This is a genomic window from Pseudomonas sp. UBA2684, from assembly GCA_002354655.1.
Lineage (GTDB): Bacteria > Pseudomonadota > Gammaproteobacteria > Pseudomonadales > Pseudomonadaceae > Aquipseudomonas.
The window spans coordinates 66,954-87,730 of sequence record DELY01000003.1 but is presented as its reverse complement, the minus strand read 5'-3'; the positions used below and the strand labels follow the sequence as shown (position 1 = coordinate 87,730).

General features: G+C 63.1%; 16 protein-coding genes. 11 read left to right on the top strand and 5 right to left on the bottom strand.

Features of this window, described 5'->3' with window-relative positions:
* The first annotated feature begins 157 nt into the window (after positions 1-157).
* Positions 158-2,593 carry a penicillin-binding protein 1A gene (locus tag B3M58_RS01500; protein ID WP_414704036.1) on the top strand — a complete coding sequence of 812 codons (2,436 nt, stop codon included), beginning with the start codon at positions 158-160 and terminating at the stop codon, positions 2,591-2,593.
* Between the two features lie 158 nt (positions 2,594-2,751).
* On the opposite strand, the gene B3M58_RS01495 is transcribed toward B3M58_RS01500, so the two are convergent.
* From B3M58_RS01495 to rpmE, 4 genes are all read right to left on the bottom strand, one after another.
* A complete protein-coding gene (locus B3M58_RS01495) occupies positions 2,752-4,020 on the bottom strand; it encodes a malic enzyme-like NAD(P)-binding protein (RefSeq protein ID WP_296216780.1) in 1,269 nt (422 codons plus the stop codon).
* 103 nt (positions 4,021-4,123) lie between these two features.
* On the bottom strand, positions 4,124-5,647 hold the full coding sequence (locus B3M58_RS01490; RefSeq protein WP_296216779.1) for a M48 family metalloprotease: 1,524 nt from the start codon (positions 5,645-5,647) through the stop codon (positions 4,124-4,126).
* Positions 5,644-6,444: a thermonuclease family protein gene (locus B3M58_RS01485; RefSeq protein ID WP_296216778.1), complete on the bottom strand. Its 801-nt coding sequence runs from the start codon at positions 6,442-6,444 to the stop codon at positions 5,644-5,646. The genes B3M58_RS01490 and B3M58_RS01485 overlap by 4 nt, the downstream gene beginning before the upstream one ends.
* A gap of 26 nt (positions 6,445-6,470) precedes the next feature.
* Positions 6,471-6,686 (bottom strand): 50S ribosomal protein L31, encoded by a 216-nt coding sequence (gene rpmE / locus B3M58_RS01480; protein ID WP_296216777.1) that lies wholly within the window; start codon positions 6,684-6,686, stop codon positions 6,471-6,473.
* Positions 6,687-6,853: 167 nt separating this feature from the next.
* On the opposite strand from rpmE, the gene B3M58_RS01475 reads away from it, so the two are divergent.
* The 10 genes from B3M58_RS01475 to B3M58_RS01430 all read left to right on the top strand — a co-directional run bounded on the left by B3M58_RS01475 (position 6,854) and on the right by B3M58_RS01430 (position 19,921).
* Entirely contained in the window at positions 6,854-9,073 is a 2,220-nt protein-coding gene (locus B3M58_RS01475; RefSeq protein WP_296216776.1) for a primosomal protein N', read from the top strand.
* Between the two features lie 260 nt (positions 9,074-9,333).
* On the top strand, positions 9,334-11,073 hold the full coding sequence (argS, locus tag B3M58_RS01470; protein ID WP_296216775.1) for an arginine--tRNA ligase: 1,740 nt from the start codon (positions 9,334-9,336) through the stop codon (positions 11,071-11,073).
* Positions 11,074-11,766 (top strand): SPOR domain-containing protein, encoded by a 693-nt coding sequence (locus B3M58_RS01465; RefSeq protein ID WP_296216774.1) that lies wholly within the window; start codon positions 11,074-11,076, stop codon positions 11,764-11,766.
* A 176-nt stretch (positions 11,767-11,942) separates the two neighbouring features.
* Positions 11,943-12,473, top strand: coding sequence for an ATP-dependent protease subunit HslV (gene hslV / locus B3M58_RS01460; RefSeq protein WP_160489431.1), 531 nt, complete (start codon positions 11,943-11,945; stop codon positions 12,471-12,473).
* Between the two features lie 27 nt (positions 12,474-12,500).
* Complete coding sequence (hslU, locus tag B3M58_RS01455; RefSeq protein ID WP_296216773.1) at positions 12,501-13,841, top strand: ATP-dependent protease ATPase subunit HslU; 1,341 nt, start codon at positions 12,501-12,503, stop codon at positions 13,839-13,841.
* A 79-nt stretch (positions 13,842-13,920) separates the two neighbouring features.
* Positions 13,921-14,295, top strand: a complete 375-nt coding sequence (locus B3M58_RS01450) for a DUF971 domain-containing protein (RefSeq protein ID WP_296216772.1) — start codon at positions 13,921-13,923, stop codon at positions 14,293-14,295.
* Between the two features lie 364 nt (positions 14,296-14,659).
* Positions 14,660-16,339: a class II poly(R)-hydroxyalkanoic acid synthase gene (gene phaC, locus B3M58_RS01445; RefSeq protein ID WP_296216771.1), complete on the top strand. Its 1,680-nt coding sequence runs from the start codon at positions 14,660-14,662 to the stop codon at positions 16,337-16,339.
* Between the two features lie 156 nt (positions 16,340-16,495).
* Positions 16,496-17,353 carry a poly(3-hydroxyalkanoate) depolymerase gene (gene phaZ, locus B3M58_RS01440; protein WP_296216770.1) on the top strand — a complete coding sequence of 286 codons (858 nt, stop codon included), beginning with the start codon at positions 16,496-16,498 and terminating at the stop codon, positions 17,351-17,353.
* Between the two features lie 191 nt (positions 17,354-17,544).
* Positions 17,545-19,227, top strand: a complete 1,683-nt coding sequence (phaC, locus tag B3M58_RS01435) for a class II poly(R)-hydroxyalkanoic acid synthase (protein ID WP_296216769.1) — start codon at positions 17,545-17,547, stop codon at positions 19,225-19,227.
* A gap of 79 nt (positions 19,228-19,306) precedes the next feature.
* Positions 19,307-19,921, top strand: coding sequence for a TetR/AcrR family transcriptional regulator (locus B3M58_RS01430; protein WP_296216768.1), 615 nt, complete (start codon positions 19,307-19,309; stop codon positions 19,919-19,921).
* Positions 19,922-19,982: 61 nt separating this feature from the next.
* On the opposite strand, the gene B3M58_RS01425 is transcribed toward B3M58_RS01430, so the two are convergent.
* Complete coding sequence (locus B3M58_RS01425) at positions 19,983-20,771, bottom strand: phasin family protein (RefSeq protein ID WP_296216767.1); 789 nt, start codon at positions 20,769-20,771, stop codon at positions 19,983-19,985.
* Positions 20,772-20,777: the final 6 nt, after the last annotated feature.

The following is a 20,777-nucleotide window of genomic DNA, read 5'->3' as shown; positions in this document are numbered from 1 at the left end:
TTACGGACTATTTATGTTTTTTCACATTAAATAACAGTCTTGACAGAAGCGCAAATGGCTCCCCAGGAAAAAAAACGCTTATAATGTGAACGGTTTTTCTCTTTTAGCTTTGTCTTCCACTTAACTCGTTCTTTTATCTGGAAATCCAAAAATTTTGATGCGTCTGCTGAAGTTCTTCTGCTGGTCTTGTGTCGCTATTTTTTGTGGGCTGCTACTCAGTTTAAGCGGCGCATTCCTCTATCTCAGCCCCAGCCTGCCATCCGTCGAAGCACTCCGCAGCATACAGCTACAGATCCCTCTGAGGGTCTACAGCAGCGACGCCAAACTGATCGCCGAATTTGGCGAAATGCGTCGCTCCCCGATCGCCTTCGCCGATATCCCCGCCGACTTCACCCATGCTCTGCTTGCCGCGGAAGACGATAATTTCGCAAATCATTATGGCGTTGACCTTACCAGCCTGATGCGCGCTGCCACGCAAATATTAAAAAGCGGGCAAATCCAAACCGGCGGCAGCACCATCACCATGCAAGTGGCGAAGAATTTCTTCCTCACCAGCGAGCGAAGTTTCTCGCGCAAGATCAACGAGATACTTCTTGCCCTGCAGATCGAGCGCGAGCTCAGCAAGGACGAAATCCTTGAGCTTTACGTAAACAAAATCTACCTCGGCCACCGCGCCTACGGCATCGAAGCCGCCGCGCAGGTGTACTACGGCAAATCGATCCGCGACCTCAATCTGGCACAAATGGCGATGATTGCCGGCCTGCCGAAAGCCCCTTCGCGCTTCAATCCGCTGGTCAATCCGACACGCGCCAAAGAACGTCGCGACTGGATTCTGGGTCGCATGCACATGCTCGACCGGATCGATCAGCAACGCTATGAAGCCGCACTCGCAGAACCGATCAACGCCAGCTATCACGTGCCAACGCCGGAAGTCATTGCCCCCTATGTAGCCGAAATGGCGCGCGCGGAAATAGTTGGGCGCTACGGCAGCGACGCATATACCGAAGGCTTCAATGTCATCACGACAGTGCCCAGCAACCTGCAGCAAGCGGCCAATAGCGCCGTCCGCGAGGGATTGATCACCTACGATCAGCGCCACGGCTACCGCGGCCCAGAAAGCCGCCTACCCGGCATGACCAAGGAAACCTGGCTGAGCGAACTGGCCAAACAAACCTCGCTTGGCGGGCTGGAGCCCGTGATCGTCACCCAAGTCGAGAAGAGCGGCATCCTGGTTCTTAACCGCCGCGGCGAGGAAGAAACCGTCGCGTGGGACAGCATGAAGTGGGCCCGCCCCTTCCTCAACACCAACAGCCTTGGCCCTCGCCCACAGCAGCCGAGCGATGTGACACAAATCGGTGATCTGGTTCGCGTGCAGTATCAGGACGATGGCAGCTTGCGCTTCGTACAGCTACCCGCCGCCCAGAGCGCGCTGGTTTCGCTGGACCCACAGAACGGGGCGATTCGCGCCTTGGTAGGCGGGTTCTCTTTCGAGCAGAGCAACTACAACCGCGCCGCACAAGCCAAGCGCCAGCCAGGCTCGAGCTTCAAACCCTTCGTCTACAGCGCCGCACTGGACAGCGGCTACACCGCGGCCAGCCTGGTCAACGACGCCCCCATCGTATTCGTCGACGAGTACCTCGATCAGGTCTGGCGACCGAAGAACGACAACAACACATTCCTCGGCCCGATCCGCCTGCGCGAGGCGCTGTACAAATCGCGCAACCTGGTGTCGATTCGCTTGTTACAGGCCATCGGCATCGAGTATGCGCTGGACTATGTCAGCCGCTTCGGCTTCAACAAACAGGAGCTACCGCGCAACCTGTCACTGGCCCTGGGCACCGCCAACCTGACACCGCTGGAAGTGGCCAATGGCTGGAGCGTGTTTGCCAACGGCGGCCATAAGATTCAGCCTTACCTGATCGAGCGCATCGACAATCGCCACGGCGAAACACTCTTCATCGCCAACCCGCCGACCGTCCCAAGCACCGCGCAAGCACCTGTGCAGCCCAGCAGTGAAGATGCCGTAGTGGCGACCAGTAATGTCCCGGCCAGCAGCGCTGCACTGCCCACCCTAGAGCCCGTCGCTGCCGAGCGAATCATTGACGAGCGTACCGCGTACATCATGACCAGCATGCTCCAGGACGTGATCAAACGGGGTACCGGCCGACGCGCCATGGCGCTCGGGCGAGACGACTTGGCGGGCAAAACCGGCACTACCAACGAGTCCAAGGACAGCTGGTTCTCGGGCTACAACGCCGATTACGTCACCACCGTCTGGGCCGGCTTCGATCAGCCGGAAAGCCTCGGTCGCCACGAGTATGGCGGCACCGTCGCACTGCCTATCTGGATGAGCTACATGGCCGTTGCGCTGCAAGACAAGCCCAGCCACGCACCAGCAGAGCCGGAGGGCTTGCTGACCCTGCGCATTGACCCGCACAGCGGACGCGCGGCATCGCCGGGCACGGCGGACGCCTATTTCGAACTGTTCAAGAGTGAGGACTCGCCGCCACCGATGAGCGAGCTGGACCCAGGCCTGGGCATACCCGGCAGCCCGCTACCGGCCGACGAAGCAGCGCCAATCGATCTGTTCTAGAACAACGTGGCCTCACGCGGCTTGAAGCCGGGCGCTGGCTGGATAGCAAGGGCCTTGGCCTGTCTTGAAAGCAAGACCGCACAAAAGCGTGACCGATCCACTAGGACAGAGACATAAAAAAACCCGCCGAAGCGGGTTTTTTTATGTGCGCCGACTGATCAGCCGTTGAACACGTCATCCACCGACTGCAGCGGATAGTGTTTCGGATACGGCAGGGTCGCCACGCCACTTTCGATTGCGGCCTTGGCCACGGCATCGGAAATCACGGTAATCAAGCGAGCATCCATCGGCTTCGGAATGATGTATTCACGGCCGAATGACAACGCGATGCCACCGTAGGCGTCGCAGACTTCCTGCGGCACCGGCAACTTGGCCAGTTCACGCAGTGCCAGCGCCGCGGCGATCTTCATTTCTTCGTTGATGCGGGTGGCGCGAACGTCCAGCGCACCGCGGAAGATGAAGGGGAAACCGAGCACGTTGTTGACCTGGTTCGGGTAGTCCGAACGACCAGTGGCCATGATCACGTCGTTGCGGGTGGCATGGGCCAGTTCCGGTGCAATTTCTGGATCGGGGTTGGAGCAGGCGAAAACGATCGGGTTAGCCGCCATACGCTTCAGGTCATCGGCCGTGAGCAGGTTGGCGCCCGAGAGGCCAACGAACACATCGGCACCTTCGAGGGCGTCAGACAGGGTGCGCTTGTCGGTTTCGGTGGCGAACACCGCCTTGTACTGGTTCAGATCGTCGCGGCCGGCGTGAATCACACCCTTGCGGTCGATCATGTAGATGTTCTCGACCTTGGCGCCCATGCTGACCAGCAACTTCATGCAGGAAATCGCTGCCGCGCCGGCCCCTAGGCAAACGATCTTCGCCTGCTCCAAGCTCTTGCCGGCGATTTCCAGCGCGTTGAGCATGCCGGCCGCGGTGACGATGGCGGTGCCGTGCTGATCATCATGGAACACTGGAATGTCGCACTGCTCGATCAGCGTACGCTCAATCTCGAAGCACTCGGGTGCCTTGATGTCTTCCAGGTTGATGCCGCCGAAGGTGATGGAGATACGGCGCACGGTGTCGATAAAGGCCTGCGGGCTCTCGGACTCGACTTCGATGTCGAACACGTCGATGCCGGCGAAGCGCTTGAACAGCACGCCCTTGCCTTCCATCACCGGCTTGGAGGCCAGCGGGCCGAGGTCACCCAAACCGAGAATCGCGGTGCCGTCGGAAATCACCGCCACCAGGTTGCCTTTACCGGTGTACCGGTAAGCCAGCTCTGGATCGCGTGCGATTTCACGCACCGGCTCGGCGACACCTGGACTGTAGGCCAGCGACAGGTCGCGGGCCGTCGCGGTGGGTTTGGTCAGCTCGACACTCAGTTTCCCAGGACGGGGTTGTGCGTGGTATTCGAGAGCGGCAGTTTTGAGATCAGACATAATGGCATTTCCGCTTTTTTGGCTGTGAAACAGGCAGGCGGCCGAGGATACGCAAGTTGTATACATCTACACAAGACTGTTCAGTCAGCCTGCGTGCACGCGACTAACGTACGACCTTGAGCCAGTCGCCAGGGCGCGGCTCGCCTGCGGGATAGAGATTATTGAGCAGGCGCAGACTGGCCTCGGCATCGCCTGGCAGCTTGCTTTGCTTGGCCAACGCCGCCATGTTCTGCCCGCTTTTCGCCTTCACCAGATGCATGCGCAACGGCTCAGCCAGCTTGCGTTCGGCACGGGTTATCGGGCGGAAACTATTGATCACCGCGAGAAACTGCGCGTCCTGGCTGTCCAGCGAAGCCCTGCCCCGCACGGCCGCGACAAACAGATAAGCCCGACTGCCATGCTGCAAGACCGCCACACGCTTGGCCGCGCTACCCGGAATAATCGCGGTCGCCCCCGGCACAGCAGATTGCTGCAACGCGGTTTCATCGACCAAGCGCTGATTACCCACGCGCTTGCGCAGCAATTCCGCCGGACTCAACCCTTGCTCGTTGTTCTCCAGGGTCATGGCAATAAACGCCTGCTGATCCGCGGTATGGCCGATCAGCGCGTCGGGACGATTGACGATGCCCCAGCCCTGCGGGAAGCCGAGGGTGAAAGCCAGTTCGGCGTGATAGAACTGCTGGCCACGGCGTACGCCGCTGGCGGCCGAATCGCCGAACGGCAAGCCATCCAGGTACTTGAGAAACACCTCGCGATTGACTTCCTGCTGCCCGGTCGCCAGCGCTCGCGCCGGCCCCAGCACTTCCTGCAAACGCCGGTCGTTATCCGGATGAGTATCGAACAAACCGTGGTAGCCGGCAGCAGGCTGCGCCTGACCACGTTTGGCGGCCTGATCGCGGGCGAACACTTCCTGGTTCTTCAGCACCTTGACCACCTCGATCATCGCCTGCGGGTCGTAACCGCTGCGCGCCAGGTACTGCGCACCCAGGCCGTCGGCCTCCAGCTCCATGTCGCGGCCGTAACCGCTGACGAAGGCACTGCCGAGGGCATTGGTCAGGTCGGCCGCTGCGCCGACTCCCGTGCCGATGGCCACGGCTTGGCCGAGAATGCCCCAGGCGCTCGACTGGCTTTGCTGCTGCACGCTGTGTCGCGCAGTCACGTGGCCAACTTCGTGGCCCAGCACGGCGGCCAGTTCGGCTTCCGAATTGAGGTAAGCGAGCAGCCCGCGATGGATATAGATGTAACCGCCTGGCAAGGCGAAAGCGTTGATATCCGGGCTATCGACCACGGTGAACTGGTAATTCAGCTGGCTGCGATGACTATGCTTCGCCACTCGTTCACCGATCTGCTGCACGTAGGCCTGCAGTTTTTCGTCGGCGTAGCGCGGGTACTGCTTGATGATTTCCTGGTTGTAACGACGCCCGAGGTCCAGCTCCTGCTGCTCGCTCATCATCACGAAATTACTGCGACCGGTAGCCGGATTTACCGCACACCCGCCGAGTTGGCCCAGCACCAGCAGCACTAACAGGCCATTGAAAAACCTAGGTGAGGCAGGCGTTTTTGACGCCGTATCGGCAACGTAGGTGGTTTTTAAACGGCCTGCTAACACCCAACGACCTAGCTTCATGGCAACACCTCCAGCATCGCGCTATGGGTCAATGACAACATCCAGCGCGCCTGCCCTGGTTGTACGTCGCCGCGACGCGAGCGGTCAATCACCCAGCCGCGCGCCTCGATCCGCCGCCCGACCAAACCCTGCAACTGCCGCCCATCGAAGGCGTGCAGCGCCTGCGGCGCCACGCGTAACACCAGCGAATCCGCCAGCTCCAGCCAAACCCCGCCGCGGTTACGCTCAACCCGCTCGACACGTCCCTGAATCAGCGCAAAACCACCACGCTCAAGCTGCTGCACGGTAATCGCCCGCGCCTGCCGCCACAGCCCCGCGCGCGCCTGCCGGGCGCTGCGCTCGGCGGCCTGCTGACACTCGACCAGTGCGACATTGGGGGCGATGGCCACTAGATAGCCAAGCCCTTCGGCAAGCAGCTGCGCTTCCAGGTTACGCCCCTGGCTGTCGTACGCGTGCGCCAACGTGCGGCCGTAGTGATCCTTCGCCTCACGGCCGAGTTGCAGGCTGACGCGGCCATCATTGGCTGCCACCAGCTCGCCCAGACGCCGCCGCGCGGCCTCGGCAAACGGTTCGGCGCTGCGCCCTTGGCGCCCCAGTTCCGGGCTGTTGAGGCCAATCAGGCGCACGCTGCGGCCATCCTGCAAGCGCAAGGTGTCGCCATCGACCACCCGCTGCACCTTGGCACTCGGCAACTTGCCGGGCGTCGGGCAGAAGGCCTGCACCGGCGCCAGATAAACCACGGAAACAAAAAAGGCGCCCACCAGGGACGCCTTTTTCAGTAGCGAGGAACAACCCATCGGGGCCTCCGTCGCTGCGCGCAAGCTTACTGCTTGGCGCCGAACATGCCGAAACGCTGCTTGAAGCGATCAACACGGCCGCCGGTATCCAGCATTTTCTGCTTGCCGGTGTAGAACGGGTGGCATTCGTTGCACACGTCCAGGCTCAGGGCCTTGCCCAGGGTGGAGCGCGTTTCGATCACGTTGCCACAGCTGCAAGTGGCGGTGATGGCGACGTAGTTCGGGTGGATATCGGCTTTCATCGGGTATTCCTCTGGATTTTGTGCCGCCACCCAACCCAACGTCAGGTACCGCACGGAAATAGGCCGCGGATCATACCAGACCATCGACCCGATGCAAGCCACGCGCAGTGCCGGCCGTCGCCTGTGCACATGCTAAGATCGCGCCTCGCCAACCCGGAGCCCCCTGCGTGCCCGACGTCATTCTGCGCCTCGCCCTGCCCTCGCCGCTGCGCCGCCTGTTCGACTACCGTGCGCCGCCCGGTGTGCCGCGCAGCGCCTTGCAGCCGGGCGCGCGGCTACGCGTGCCGTTTGGCCGGCGCGAGCTGATCGGCATCCTGATCGAGGTGACCTCGCACAGCGAAGTGCCGGCAGACAAACTCAAGCCCGCCCTGCAACTGCTCGACGCCCAGTCGCCGCTGCCACCGGCGCTGTTCAAGCTGTGCCTGTGGACCGCGCAGTATTACCAGCACAGCCTCGGCGACACCCTGAGCTGGGCGCTGCCGGTGCTGCTGCGCCAGGGCGAGCCAGCGGAAGTACGCCAGCAGCGCTTCTGGTCCGTCGTCGACGGCGCGCAGCTCGATGATCCACGCCTGAGCCGCGCGCCACGCCAGCGCGACGCGCTGCGAACCCTGGCCCAGCATCCCCACGGCGTTGCTCATCCACTGCTGAGCAAGCTGCAGCTGAACAAGGACAGCCTCGACCTGCTGCTGGAAAAGGGCCTGGTCAAGGTCGAAGTCCGTCGTCATGCACCAAGCGAGCGCCACGCCAACTGGCTGGCCCAACCGGAACTGCCGCTGAATGCCGAACAACGCGCCGCTGCCGAGGCGATCCGCTCGGGCTTTGGCAGCTTCAATGCTTTTCTCTTGGCCGGCGTCACCGGCAGCGGCAAGACCGAGGTCTACCTGCAACTGATCCGCGAAACCCTCGAGGCCGGCAAACAGGCCCTGGTGCTGATCCCGGAGATCAACCTCGGCCCGCAGACCCTGGCGCGTTTCGAGCAGCGCTTCAACGCACGCATCGCCCTGCTGCATTCGGCGGTGAATGATCGCGAGCGCCTGGACGCCTGGCTGGCGGCGCGCGATGGCGAGGCCGACATCATCATCGGCACCCGCTCAGCGCTGTTCACCCCGATGCAGCGGCCGGGGTTGATCATCATCGATGAAGAGCACGACGCGTCCTATAAACAGCAGGAAGGCCTGCGCTACCACGCCCGCGACCTCGCCGTGGTACGCGCGCACCAGGACAACATCCCGATCCTGCTCGGCTCGGCCACGCCCTCGCTGGAAAGCCTGCACAACGCCCACAGCGGCCGCTACGCCCTGCTGCACTTGCGCGAACGTGCCGGCGGCGCCAAGCAGCCGCGCTTTCTGCGCCTGGATGTAAAAAGCCGGCCGCTGGATTCCGGCATCTCCGGGCCGATGCAGCAGGCCATCGCGCAGACGTTGGAAGCCGGCCAACAGGTGCTGGTGTTCCTCAACCGCCGCGGTTTCGCCCCGACCCTGCTCTGCCACGACTGCGGCTGGCTGTCGGAATGCCCGCGCTGCGATGCGCGGATGACCGTGCACCAGCGCGCCCGTGAGCTGCGTTGCCACCACTGCGGCCACGTCGAGCGCCAGCCGAGCAACTGCCCGAAGTGCCAAAATGTCGACCTGCGCCCGGTTGGCGCGGGCACCGAACGCGCCGAAGAACGCCTGGGCATACTCTTCCCGCAGTTCCCGGTCCTGCGCGTGGACCGCGACAGCACCTCGCGCAAGGACGCCATGACCAGCCTGTTCAACACCGTGCAGCGCGGCGAGCCGTGCATCCTGGTCGGCACGCAGATGCTCGCCAAGGGTCACCACTTCCCGCGCGTGACCCTGGTGGCGATCCTGGATGCCGATGGCGGCCTGTTCTCCGCCGATTTCCGCGCCAGCGAGCGCATGGCCCAACTGATCGTCCAGGTTGCCGGCCGTGCCGGGCGCGCCGAAGAGCCGGGCAAGGTGATTATCCAGAGCCACCTGGCCGACCATCCGTTACTGGTGCAACTGACCGAGCAAGGCTACTTCGCCTTCGCCGAACAGGCCCTCAGTGAACGTCGCGGCGCCGGCCTGCCGCCGTTCTGCCACCTCGCCCTGCTGCGCGCCGAAGCGCACAAGCCGGGCCAGGCCGAGGGTTTTCTCGACGACGCCTGCACAGAAGCCGAATTGTTATTGAACGAGCTGCAACTCAGCGGCATCGAACTGCTTGGCCCGGTGCCCGCGCCGATGGAGCGTCGCGCCGGGCGCTATCGCGCGCAATTGTTGGTACAAGCCAACGCCCGCGCGCCGCTGCACAAACTGCTGGCCACCTGGCTGCCGGCCCTGGAGCAGATGCCCAGCGGCCGCGCGGTGCGCTGGTCGTTGGATGTCGACCCGATCGACCTGTTTTGACCTGCGTAGGGTGGACATGGCGCAGCCTTGTCCACCGTTCAAAGCGCCGAACACCGGCGGACAAGCCGCGCTGCGGCATGTCCGCCCTACGGGCTACACCTTGTAGGGTGGGCTTCAGCCCAGCAAAAGCCACGTACCGCTGGGTCGAAGCCTGCCCTGCTGCTTAAAACTTGAAGCCACAGACCAAGCGCGCCGATAATGCGCAGTTTTCAACCAGCGCCCCAGGGCGCCGCCGCCCTAAACGGCCGACCGAGCAGACCATGAAAGACAGCATTCGCCACCTGATCCAGCAAGCCCTGACCCGCCTCACCGCCGACGGCGTGCTCCCCGCTGGCCTGAGCCCGGCCATTCAGGTGGAGAACACCAAGGACAAGACCCACGGCGACTTCGCCAGCAATATCGCCATGATGCTGGCGAAGCCGGCCGGCATGAAGCCGCGCGACCTGGCCGAGAAGCTGATTGCCGCGCTGCCGGCCGACGCCGACATCAGCAAGGTCGAGATCGCCGGCCCGGGCTTCCTTAATTTCTACCAGAACACCCAGGCCCTGGCCGCGCGCCTGGATGCCCTGCTGGCCGACGACAAACTCGGTGTGCGCAAGGCTGGCAGCGCGCAGCGGGTGGTGATCGACCTGTCCTCGCCGAACCTGGCCAAGGAAATGCACGTCGGCCACCTGCGCTCCACCATCATCGGTGACGCCGTGGCGCGGGTGCTGGAGTTCCTCGGCGACGAGGTGATCCGGCAGAACCACGTCGGCGACTGGGGCACCCAGTTCGGCATGCTGCTGGCCTTTATGGAAGCCAACCCGGCCGCCGCCGAAAGCGAGCTGGCCGACCTCGAAGGCTTCTACCGCGCGGCGAAAAAGTGCTTCGACGACTCCCCCGAGTTCGCCGAGCGCGCCCGCGAGCTGGTGGTCCAGCTGCAAGCCGGCGAAGCCGAGTGCATGCGCCTGTGGCACCGCTTCAACGACATCTCCCTGAGCCACTGCCAGAAGGCCTACGACCGCCTGGGCGTCAAGCTCAGCCCGGCCGACGTCAAGGGCGAGAGCGCCTACAACGCCGAGCTGCCCGGCATCATCGACGCCCTGCGCGACAAGGGCCTGCTTAGCGAGAGCAACGGCGCGCAGTGCGTATTTATGGACGAGTTCAAGAACGCCGAAGGCAACCCGCTGCCGGTGATCGTGCAGAAGGCCGGTGGCGGCTACCTGTACTCGACCACCGACCTGGCCGCCATGCGTTACCGCAGCCAGCAGCTCAAGGCCGACCGCGTCCTGTATTTCGTCGACCAGCGCCAGGCCCTGCACTTCCAGATGGCCTTCGAAGTCGCGCGTCGCGCCGGCTTCGTGCACGACGGTATGCAGCTCGAACATATGGGCTTCGGCACCATGAACGGTGCCGATGGCCGCCCGTTCAAGACCCGCGACGGTGGCACGGTCAAGCTGATCGACCTGCTCGATGAAGCCGAAGAACGCGCCTACAGCCTGGTCAAGGGCAAGAACCCCGACCTGGGCGAAGACGAACTGCGCCAGATCGCTCACGCGGTCGGCATCGGCGCGGTGAAATACGCCGACCTGTCCAAGCACCGCACCAGCGACTACAGCTTCAACTTCGAGCTGATGCTGAGCTTCGAGGGCAATACCGCGCCGTACCTGCTGTACGCCTACACCCGTGTGGCCAGCGTGTTCCGCAAGCTGGGCAAGAGCTTCGCTGAAGTCGACGGCAGCCTCGACCTGCAAGCACCCCATGAGATCGAACTGGCCGGCAAACTCGCGCAGTTCGCCGAAGTGCTCAACGGCGTCGCCGAGAAAGGCGTGCCGCACCTGCTCTGCGCCTACCTGTATGACCTGGCCGGACTGTTCTCCAGCTTCTACGAACACTGCCCGATTCTCGCCGCCGAAGACCCAGCCACCCAGCAGAGCCGCCTGCGCCTGGCCGCCCTGACCGGCCGCACGCTCAAGCAGGGTCTGGAGCTGCTCGGCCTGCAAACCCTGGAGCGCATGTAAGTGGCGGCGAAGAAAAAGCCTGCCGCCAAACGTGGCGCCAGCCGCTACAAGGCACCGGCGAAAAAGCCGGTACCCGGCTGGATCTGGCTGGCCTGTGGCCTGGTCGTCGGGGTGTTCGTGATGCTGCTGATGAACCTGCAACCCGGCAGCGAGGCGGTCAAACGCGAAAGAGCCGAGACCACCCGCGCCGCGACCCAGGCCACGCCCAAAGCCAGCCCGACGACGCAGGAAGCGAGCAAGCCCAAGTACGACTTCTACACCCTGCTGCCCGAGTCGGAAGTCATCGTGCCGCCGGACGCTTTGCCGCCGCCCGCCCCCGCGCAAAAACCGGTGACCCCGCAAGAGGCGGCGAAGATCGATGCCGCTCGCGCCCAGGCCGCGCTCAACGGTGAAACGCCGCCACCGGCACCGCCAGTGGCCCCCGTGGCGCCGGTGGCTCAAGCGCCGCTCAGCACGCAGTTCTTCTTGCAGGCGGGCTCGTTCCGCCGCAAAGACGATGCGGAAAGCGTACGCGCGCAGATCATCCTGCTCGGCCAGAGTGTGCGCGTGGAGTCCGGCACGGTGCGCGAGGAGACCTGGCACCGCGTGCTGGTCGGCCCGTTCGCCAACCGCGAACAACTGGCGCAATCGCAAAAAGCCCTGGCCGCCAACGGCTTCAGCAACCTGCTGCTGCAACAGCGGCAAAGCCGCTGAGCAATCGCCCGGCGGCGCAGCAAACGCCGCCAGGCGCTCAGCATGGCAATCTGCTGTTACAGGCGCGCCAACACCATTCGGCCGAGAATCGACCGGCGCGGTTGAAAAGCGCCTGGCGCCCCCCCATTTGAGTTTCCATCCGGGCAAATCCGCCCCGCTGCGTGGAGACTCTCCCCTTGACCACCATCGTTTCAGTGCGCCGCAACGGCAAAGTCGTCATGGGCGGCGACGGCCAGGTGTCCCTCGGCAACACCGTGATGAAAGGCAACGCGAAGAAAGTCCGCCGCCTCTATCACGGCCAGGTGCTGGCCGGCTTCGCCGGTGCCACCGCTGACGCCTTCACCCTGTTCGAACGCTTCGAAGGTCAGCTGGAGAAGCATCAAGGCCATCTGGTCCGCGCCGCCGTCGAGCTGGCCAAAGACTGGCGTACCGATCGTTCGCTGAGCCGCCTGGAAGCCATGCTGGCGGTGGCCAACAAGGACGCCTCCTTGATCATCACCGGCAACGGCGACGTGGTTGAGCCCGAGCAAGGGCTGATCGCCATGGGCTCCGGCGGCGGCTTTGCCCAGGCAGCGGCCATGGCCCTGCTGCAGAAAACCGATTTGAGTGCCCGTGAAATCACCGAAACCGCGCTGAACATTGCCGGTTCCATCTGTGTGTTCACCAATCAAAACCTGACCATTGAGGAGGAAGATTGCGCTGAATAAGCGCGTCTTCCTTTGGAGTATCGCCGCATGTCCATGACGCCCCGCGAGATCGTTCACGAACTCAACCGCCACATCATCGGCCAGGATGACGCCAAACGCGCTGTGGCCATCGCCCTGCGCAACCGCTGGCGGCGCATGCAGCTGCCGGCCGAATTGCGCGCCGAAGTCACGCCGAAGAACATCCTGATGATCGGCCCGACCGGCGTCGGCAAGACCGAAATCGCCCGGCGCCTGGCCAAGCTGGCGGGCGCGCCGTTCCTCAAAGTCGAAGCAACCAAGTTCACTGAAGTCGGCTATGTCGGCCGCGACGTCGAGTCGATCATCCGCGACCTCGCCGATGCGGCGATCAAGCTGCTGCGCGAGCAGGAAATCGTCAAAGTCCGCCACCGCGCTGAAGACGCCGCCGAGGAGCGCATCCTCGACGCGCTGCTGCCGCCGCCGCGCGCCGGTTTCAACGAAGACCCGGCGCCGAGCAGCGACTCCAACACCCGCCAGCTGTTCCGTAAGCGCCTGCGCGAAGGCCAGCTGGACGACAAGGACATCGAGATCGAAGTCGCCGACAGCCCGGCCGGCATCGAAATCATGACCCCACCGGGCATGGAAGAGATGACCAACCAGCTGCAAAGCCTGTTCTCCAGCATGGGCAAGGGCAAGAAGAAGACCCGCAAGCTCAAGGTCAAGGAAGCGCTGAAACTGGTGCGCGACGAAGAGGCCGCGCGCCTGGTCAATGAAGACGAGCTGAAAGCCCGCGCCCTGGAAGCGGTGGAGCAGAACGGCATCGTCTTCATCGACGAGATCGACAAGGTCGCCAAGCGTGGCAACACCGGCGGCGCCGACGTGTCCCGCGAGGGCGTGCAGCGCGACCTGCTGCCGCTGATCGAGGGTTGCACGGTGAACACCAAGCTGGGCATGGTCAAGACCGACCACATCCTGTTTATCGCCTCCGGCGCCTTCCATTTGAGCAAGCCGAGCGACCTGGTGCCGGAGCTGCAAGGCCGCCTGCCGATTCGCGTCGAACTCAAGGCGCTGTCGCCGGAAGATTTCGAGCGCATCCTCACCGAACCGCATGCATCGCTGACTGAGCAGTACGCTGCGCTGCTGGACACCGAAGGCCTGAAGATCGAGTTCGCCGCGGACGGCATCAAGCGCCTCGCCGAGATCGCCTGGCAGGTCAACGAGAAGACCGAGAACATCGGCGCTCGCCGCCTGCATACCCTGCTCGAACGCCTGCTGGAAGAGGTCTCCTTCAGCGCCGGCGATCTGGCCGGCCAGCAGAACGGCAGTGCCATCGTCATCGATGCGGCCTACGTCAACAGCCACCTCGGCGAACTGGCGCAGGACGAAGACCTGTCGCGCTATATCCTCTAAAAACAGCCTGTAGGAGCGAGTTCGCGATTTAGCATGATCGCGAGCACGCTCGCTCCTACATTCCCTGCGGAACCCGCCCATGCGCATCCCCACCGCGATAAAACTGCACAAAGCCTCGAAAACCCTGGAGCTGCACTACGCGGCCGACGAGTGCTACACCCTGCCCGCCGAGTTTCTTCGGGTGCACTCGCCGTCGGCGGAAGTGCAGGGCCACGGCAAACCGATCCTGCAAACCGGCAAACTGCAGGTTGGCCTGAGTGGCATCGAACCGGCCGGCAATTACGCGCTAAAACTGTGCTTCGACGATGGCCACGACAGCGGATTGTTCAGTTGGGATTACCTCTATCAACTGGCCACTCATCACGACGAATTGTGGAACGACTACCTGGCCGCACTCGCTGCCGCCGGTAAATCGCGCGACCCGAACGAGTCGCCGGTCAAACTGCTGCTGTAGTTCGGGACACCGGATAATTCTGCGCAACCGGCGGGCCAGAGCCTTGCCGCTGGGCTGCCGAATCAATCGACCCAGCACTCGCCCGCTCGCGGCCGCCTGGCTTTTCCAGTTAGAGCGCATTTTCTAATCCATCTCGGCATACTCCTCGCGCATTCGGCCCCCATCGCGGCCAGCTTGCGCAAATTCACAAACTCGGGTAACCAAGGAACTGGCAGGTTCCCTGCATTTGGTCGTCAGGCTGAGTGCACAGAAAGATGCGGAGTAGTTCCGCCCCCGGTAACCCGAGCAATACCAGGCCCTTAGCCCTGTGTCGCCGCGCACAGTCGTACGCCGGTATTCGCCTCAGGACAATGGAGCGTCGTAGATGACAGATAAAAATAATGATGACCTGAAACGCCAGGCCTCGGAAAACACCCTCGGCCTTAATCCAGTCATCGGCATTCGCGGTAAAGACCTGCTGACCTCGGCGCGCATGGTGCTCTCGCAAGCCATCAAACAGCCTTTTCACAGTGCCAAGCACGTGGCGCATTTCGGCCTGGAGCTGAAGAACGTGATCTTCGGCCAGTCCGCCTTGAAGCCCGAAGACGGCGACCGCCGCTTCGCCGATCCGGCCTGGAGCCAGAACCCGCTGTACAAGCGTTACCTGCAAACCTACCTGGCTTGGCGCAAGGAACTGCATGACTGGGTCGAGCACAGCAACCTGTCCGAGCAGGACGCCAGCCGCGGGCATTTCGTGATCAACCTGATGACCGAAGCCATGGCGCCGAGCAACAGCATGGCCAACCCGGCGGCGGTCAAACGCTTCTTCGAGACCGGCGGTAAGAGCCTGCTCGACGGCCTCTCGCACCTGGCCAAGGACATCGTCAATAACGGCGGTATGCCCAGCCAAGTGAACATGGACGCCTTCGAAGTCGGCAAGAACCTCGCCACCACCGAGGGCGCGGTGGTGTTCCGTAACGATGTACTGGAACTGATCCAATACCGGCCGACCACCGAGCAAGTGCACGAGCGTCCGCTGCTGGTGGTGCCGCCGCAGATCAACAAGTTCTACATCTTCGACCTGTCGCCGGAAAAAAGCGTGGCGCGCTTCCTGTTGCGCAATGGCGTGCAGACCTTCGTGGTGAGCTGGCGCAACCCGACCAAGGCGCAGCGCGAATGGGGCCTGTCGACCTATATCGAAGCGCTTAAAGAAGCCATCGAAGCAGTGCTGGCGATCACCGGTAGCAAAGACCTGAATATGCTCGGCGCCTGCTCCGGCGGCCTGACCACCGCGTCCCTGCTCGGCCACTACGCCGCGCTGGGCGAGCAGAAAGTGCATGCCTTGACCCTGCTGGTCAGCGTACTGGACACCAAGCTGGACACCCAGGTGGCGCTGTTCGCCGACGAGAAAACCCTGGAGGCGGCCAAGCGCCGCTCCTACCAATCCGGGGTACTGGAAGGCAGCGACATGGCCAAGGTGTTCGCCTGGATGCGTCCCAACGACCTGATCTGGAACTACTGGGTCAATAACTACCTGCTCGGCAACGAGCCGCCGGTGTTCGACATCCTCTACTGGAACAACGACACCACCCGCCTGCCGGCGGCGCTGCACGGCGAGTTCATCGAAATGTTCAAGACCAACCCGCTGACCCGTCCGGGGGCCTTGGAAGTCTGTGGCACACCGATCGACCTCAAGCAGGTCACCTGCGACTTCTTCTGCGTCGCCGGCACCACCGACCACATCACCCCATGGGACTCCTGCTACAAGTCGGCGCACCTGTTCGGCGGCAAGTGCGAGTTCGTGCTGTCCAACAGCGGACATATCCAGAGCATTCTCAACCCGCCGGGCAACCCCAAGGCACGCTACATGACCAACGTGGACATGCCGCACGACCCAAAAGCCTGGCAAGAAGGTTCGATCAAGCACGCCGACTCCTGGTGGCTGCATTGGCAGAACTGGCTGGCCGAACGCTCCGGCAAAACCAAGAAAGCACCGACTAGCCTGGGCAACAAGCATTTCGCCGCCGGCGAAGCCGCCCCCGGGACCTATGTGCACGAACGCTAACCGACTGCGCCCTGCGCAGCACTGCCCGCGGCACTAGGAAGTGCCGCTCGCCCACACGGTGCTCGGCACCGCAACGGCGACCAGGTTTTGCCCTGGTGGTTCTGGGAACGGCCGGGACGGTCCGCCCCAGTGTTTAAATTAATAGGGCTACTGCGCATGTCGTTACCTTTCGTGTTTCGCACCATCGACCTGGATGGCCAGACCATCCGTACCGCGGTTCGCCCTGGTAACGGGAAAATGGCGCCGCTGCTGATCTTCAACGGTATCGGTGCCAACCTGGAGCTGGTCATGCCCTTCGTCCAGGCGCTCGACCCGGAGCTGGAGGTGATCGCCTTCGACGTCCCCGGTGTCGGCGGCTCCTCGACACCGAGCACGCCCTACCGCTTCCCTGGCCTGGCCAAGTTGGCGGCGCGCATGCTCGACTACCTCGACTACGGCCAGGTCAATGCGATCGGCGTGTCCTGGGGCGGCGCCCTGGCGCAGCAGTTCGCCCACGACTATCCCGAGCGCTGCAAGAAGCTGGTGCTGGCGGCCACCTCGGCCGGCGCGGTGATGGTGCCCGGCAAACCCAAGGTGCTCTGGCGCATGGCCAGTCCGCGGCGCTACGTGCAACCGTCCTACGGCGTGCAGATAGCGCCGGACATCTATGGCGGCGCCTTCCGTCGCGATCCCGGCCTGGCCCTGGCGCATGCCAGCAAGGTGCGCTCCGGCGGCAAGATGGGCTATTACTGGCAGCTGTTCGCCGGCCTGGGCTGGACCAGCATCCACTGGCTGCACAAGATCAGCCAACCGACCCTGGTCCTGGCCGGCGACGACGACCCGCTGATCCCGCTGATCAACATGCGCCTGCTGGCCTGGCGCATCCCCAACTCCGAGCTGCACGTGATCGACGATGGCCACCTGTTCCTGGTGACCCGTGCCGAAGCGGTGGCACCGATCATCATGAAATTCCTCGAAGAGGAACGCCAACGCGCGGTGATGCACCCGCACCCGATGCCCGCCCGCAGCCACTGAGGTGGCGGGCGCGGCGCGGTCGCACAATTGTAGTGCACGCCCTGCACACTTGACCCATTCAAGGGCTCGCTGTATTACCTGAATTCCTGCGCGCGGCTGTCTGGAATGGACCTCAGGCGCGCATTGGTATAAGCCTTGCTGCTGACCCATAAACCTTGAGTCTCAACGGTTTGACGACGGAGTGTTGCCCCATGCGAGACAAGCCACGTAGCGGCTCTTTGCCTGCCCCTGCCAGTGTCATGAACGCGCAAAACGCAGTGGTCGGGCTGCGCGGCCGCGACCTGCTTTCCACCGTGCGCACCCTGGCGCTGCAAGGGCTCAAACAGCCCGTGCACAGTGCGCGACATGCCTTGGCCCTGGGCGGCCAATTGGGCCGGGTGCTGCTCGGCGATACGCCACACAAGGTCAACCCGCAGGATGCGCGGTTCGCCGATCCGACCTGGCAACTCAACCCGTTCTATCGGCGCAGCTTGCAAGCCTACCTGGCGTGGCAGAAGCAACTGCACAGCTGGATCGACGAGAGCGATCTGAGCGCCGATGATCGCGCCCGTGCGCGCTTCGTCTCGACCCTGCTCAGCGATGCATTGTCGCCCTCCAACACCCTGCTCAACCCGCTGGCCCTCAAGGAGCTGTTCAACAGCGGTGGCAGCAGTGTCTTCAGAGGCCTGGGGCAACTGGTCGACGACCTGCTGCACAACGACGGCTTGCCCAGCCAGGTCAGCAAGCAGGCCTTCGAAGTCGGCCGCAACCTGGCCTCGACACCAGGCGTGGTGGTGTTTCGCAACGACTTACTGGAGCTGATCCAGTACAAGCCGATGAGCGAAAAGCAGTACGCCAGGCCCCTGCTGATCGTGCCGCCACAGATCAACAAGTACTACATATTCGACCTGTCCAACGACAAGAGCTTCGTCCAATACGCCCTGAAGAATGGCTTGCAGACCTTTATCGTCAGTTGGCGCAACCCCGATGCGCGGCACCGCGAGTGGGGCCTGTCGAGTTATGTGCAGGCCCTGGAAGAGGCCGTGGATGTGTGCCGCGCGATAACCGGCAGCAAGGAGGTCAACCTGATGGGCGCCTGCGCCGGTGGCCTGACCATCGCCGCGCTGCAAGGTCACCTGCAAGCCAAGCGCCAGCTGCGTAAAGTCGCCAGCGCCACCTACATGGTCAGCATGCTCGACAGCCAGATCGACAGCCCGGCGATGCTCTTCGCCGACGAGCAAACCCTGGAAAGCGCCAAGCGCCGCTCCTACCAGCAAGGCGTGCTGGACGGCCGCGACATGGCCAAGGTGTTTGCCTGGATGCGCCCCAACGACCTGATCTGGAATTACTGGGTCAATAACTACCTGCTCGGCAAGCAACCGCCGGCCTTCGACATCCTCTACTGGAATAACGACAACACCCGTCTGCCGGCGGCGCTGCACGGCGACCTGATCGACTTCTTCAAGCACAACCCGCTAACCCGTTCCGGCGGCCTGGAGATCTGCGGCACGCCGATCGACCTACAAAAAGTCACGGTCGACAGTTTCAGCGTGGCCGGTATCAACGACCACATCACGCCCTGGGATTCGGTCTACCGCTCAACCCTGCTGCTCGGCGGCAATCGGCGCTTTCTGTTGTCCAACAGCGGGCATATCCAGAGCATTCTCAACCCCCCCGGTAACCCCAAGGCCAACTACTACGAGAACGGTAAGCTGACCTCGGACCCGCGCGCCTGGTACTACGATGCGCAGCATGTGCAGGGCAGTTGGTGGCCGCAGTGGCTGGACTGGATTCAGCAGCACTCCGGCGAGCAGCGCGACACGCTGACGAGCCTCGGCAACCCGCATTACCCAGCGATGGAGGCGGCACCCGGCACTTACGTGCATGTGCGCTGAGCCAATTGATTGATGGCTGGCCGGACAGACCTCCGGCCGGTTATCGTGCCTGTTCCCGCGGCCAGAATAAGAAGACCGGATGAAAACCCGCGAGCGTATCCTCGAATGCGCGCTGATGCTGTTCAACCAGCAAGGCGAACCGAATGTCTCCACCCTGGAGATCGCCAACGAACTGGGCATCAGCCCAGGCAATCTGTACTACCACTTCCATGGCAAAGAACCGCTGATTCTCGGCCTGTTCGAGCGCTTCCAGGCCGATCTCGCGCCACTGCTCGATCCGCCGCACGACGTACGTCTGGATGTCGAGGATTACTGGCTATTCCTGCACCTGATCGTCGAGAAGCTGGCGCACTACCGCTTCCTGTTCCAGGACCTGTCCAACCTCGCCGGGCGCTTGCCCAAGCTCGCCCGCGGCATCCGCAACTGGCTCAATGCGCTGAAACGCACCCTGGCATCGCTGCTCGCCCGTTTGAAAGCCGAAGGCCAGTTGCTCAGCGACACCCAATCGTTGGGCCAATTGGTCGAGCAGATCACCCTGACCCTGCTGTTCTCCCTCGACTACCAACGCATCATCGGCAGTGAAGGCGAGAGCCGCTTGGTGGTCTATCAGGTGATGATGCTGGTCGCGCCGCACCTGAGCAGCGAATCACGCTTCGCCGCCGAGCATCTGGCGCAACGCTACCTGGAAGCCTGAGCCCGCGCAGAAACGCAAACGCCCGGCACGAGGCCGGGCGTTGCGAGTGCTGCGGTCAGCCTCAGGACTGGCTGGCAGGTGTGGCTGGCGTTGTCGCTGCAACCGCCGGTGCCGTTGCGGCAGCGACAGGCGCAGCCGGCGCTGCAGGTTTGGCAGCCGCCGGCTTGGGTGCTGCCGGCTTCTTCGCCGCGGGTTTCGCCGCAGGCTTGGCGGCTGGTGTGGCGGCAGCCTTCACTGCGGGCTTGGCGGCCGGCTTAACCGCAGGTTTAGCGGCGGGCTTGGCGGCAGCTTTTGCAGCAGGCTTGACGGCCGGTTTAGCGGCAGCTTTGACGGCCGGCTTGGCCGCGGCTTTCGGTGCCGGTTTTGCGGCAACCTTCACCGCAGGTTTGGCAGCCGGTTTAGCGGCAGGCTTGACCGATTTCACCGAAACGCCGGTGAGCTTCTCGATCTGCTTGGTCAGGCTTTCGACCTTGGCGTTGAGCGCCTTCACTTCGTTGCGGCTCGGTACGCCGAGACGCGAAATGGCGTTGTTCAAACGCTTGTCGAAGGCTTCTTCCAGCTCGCCCCATTTGCCGATCGCCTTGTCCTTGACCTCATCGACCTTGGACTTGGCACTGCCGACAGTCGAACCGACCGTGGATTTGACCGAACCGACTTGCTTGTCGACTTCGCTCTTGGCGACTTTCTCAGCCTTTTCGCCATCTTTGACCAGCGTATCGAACAGCTTGGTGCCGTCCTTGCTGACCTTGGAGTAAGCGCCCAAGCCTGCCAACCAGATCTGACGCGAGTATTTTTCAACCTCGCCGATCCAGGAGCTGGTCTGTTTCTCGGTTTTCTTTTTGACAGCCATCCTGCT

Excerpts from the sequence above, each read along its gene's own strand:
- hslU (WP_296216773.1), top strand. The coding sequence starts at position 12,501 with ATGTCCATGACGCCCCGCGAGATCGTTCACGAACTCAACCGCCACATC.
- B3M58_RS01500 (WP_414704036.1), top strand. The coding sequence starts at position 158 with ATGCGTCTGCTGAAGTTCTTCTGCTGGTCTTGTGTCGCTATTTTTTGT.
- phaZ (WP_296216770.1), top strand. The coding sequence starts at position 16,496 with ATGTCGTTACCTTTCGTGTTTCGCACCATCGACCTGGATGGCCAGACC.
- rpmE (WP_296216777.1), bottom strand. The coding sequence starts at position 6,686 with ATGAAAGCCGATATCCACCCGAACTACGTCGCCATCACCGCCACTTGC.
- B3M58_RS01485 (WP_296216778.1), bottom strand. The coding sequence starts at position 6,444 with ATGGGTTGTTCCTCGCTACTGAAAAAGGCGTCCCTGGTGGGCGCCTTT.
- phaC (WP_296216769.1), top strand. The coding sequence starts at position 17,545 with ATGCGAGACAAGCCACGTAGCGGCTCTTTGCCTGCCCCTGCCAGTGTC.
- B3M58_RS01490 (WP_296216779.1), bottom strand. The coding sequence starts at position 5,647 with ATGAAGCTAGGTCGTTGGGTGTTAGCAGGCCGTTTAAAAACCACCTAC.
- phaC (WP_296216771.1), top strand. The coding sequence starts at position 14,660 with ATGACAGATAAAAATAATGATGACCTGAAACGCCAGGCCTCGGAAAAC.
- B3M58_RS01425 (WP_296216767.1), bottom strand. The coding sequence starts at position 20,771 with ATGGCTGTCAAAAAGAAAACCGAGAAACAGACCAGCTCCTGGATCGGC.
- argS (WP_296216775.1), top strand. The coding sequence starts at position 9,334 with ATGAAAGACAGCATTCGCCACCTGATCCAGCAAGCCCTGACCCGCCTC.
- B3M58_RS01430 (WP_296216768.1), top strand. The coding sequence starts at position 19,307 with ATGAAAACCCGCGAGCGTATCCTCGAATGCGCGCTGATGCTGTTCAAC.
- B3M58_RS01450 (WP_296216772.1), top strand. The coding sequence starts at position 13,921 with ATGCGCATCCCCACCGCGATAAAACTGCACAAAGCCTCGAAAACCCTG.
- B3M58_RS01495 (WP_296216780.1), bottom strand. The coding sequence starts at position 4,020 with ATGTCTGATCTCAAAACTGCCGCTCTCGAATACCACGCACAACCCCGT.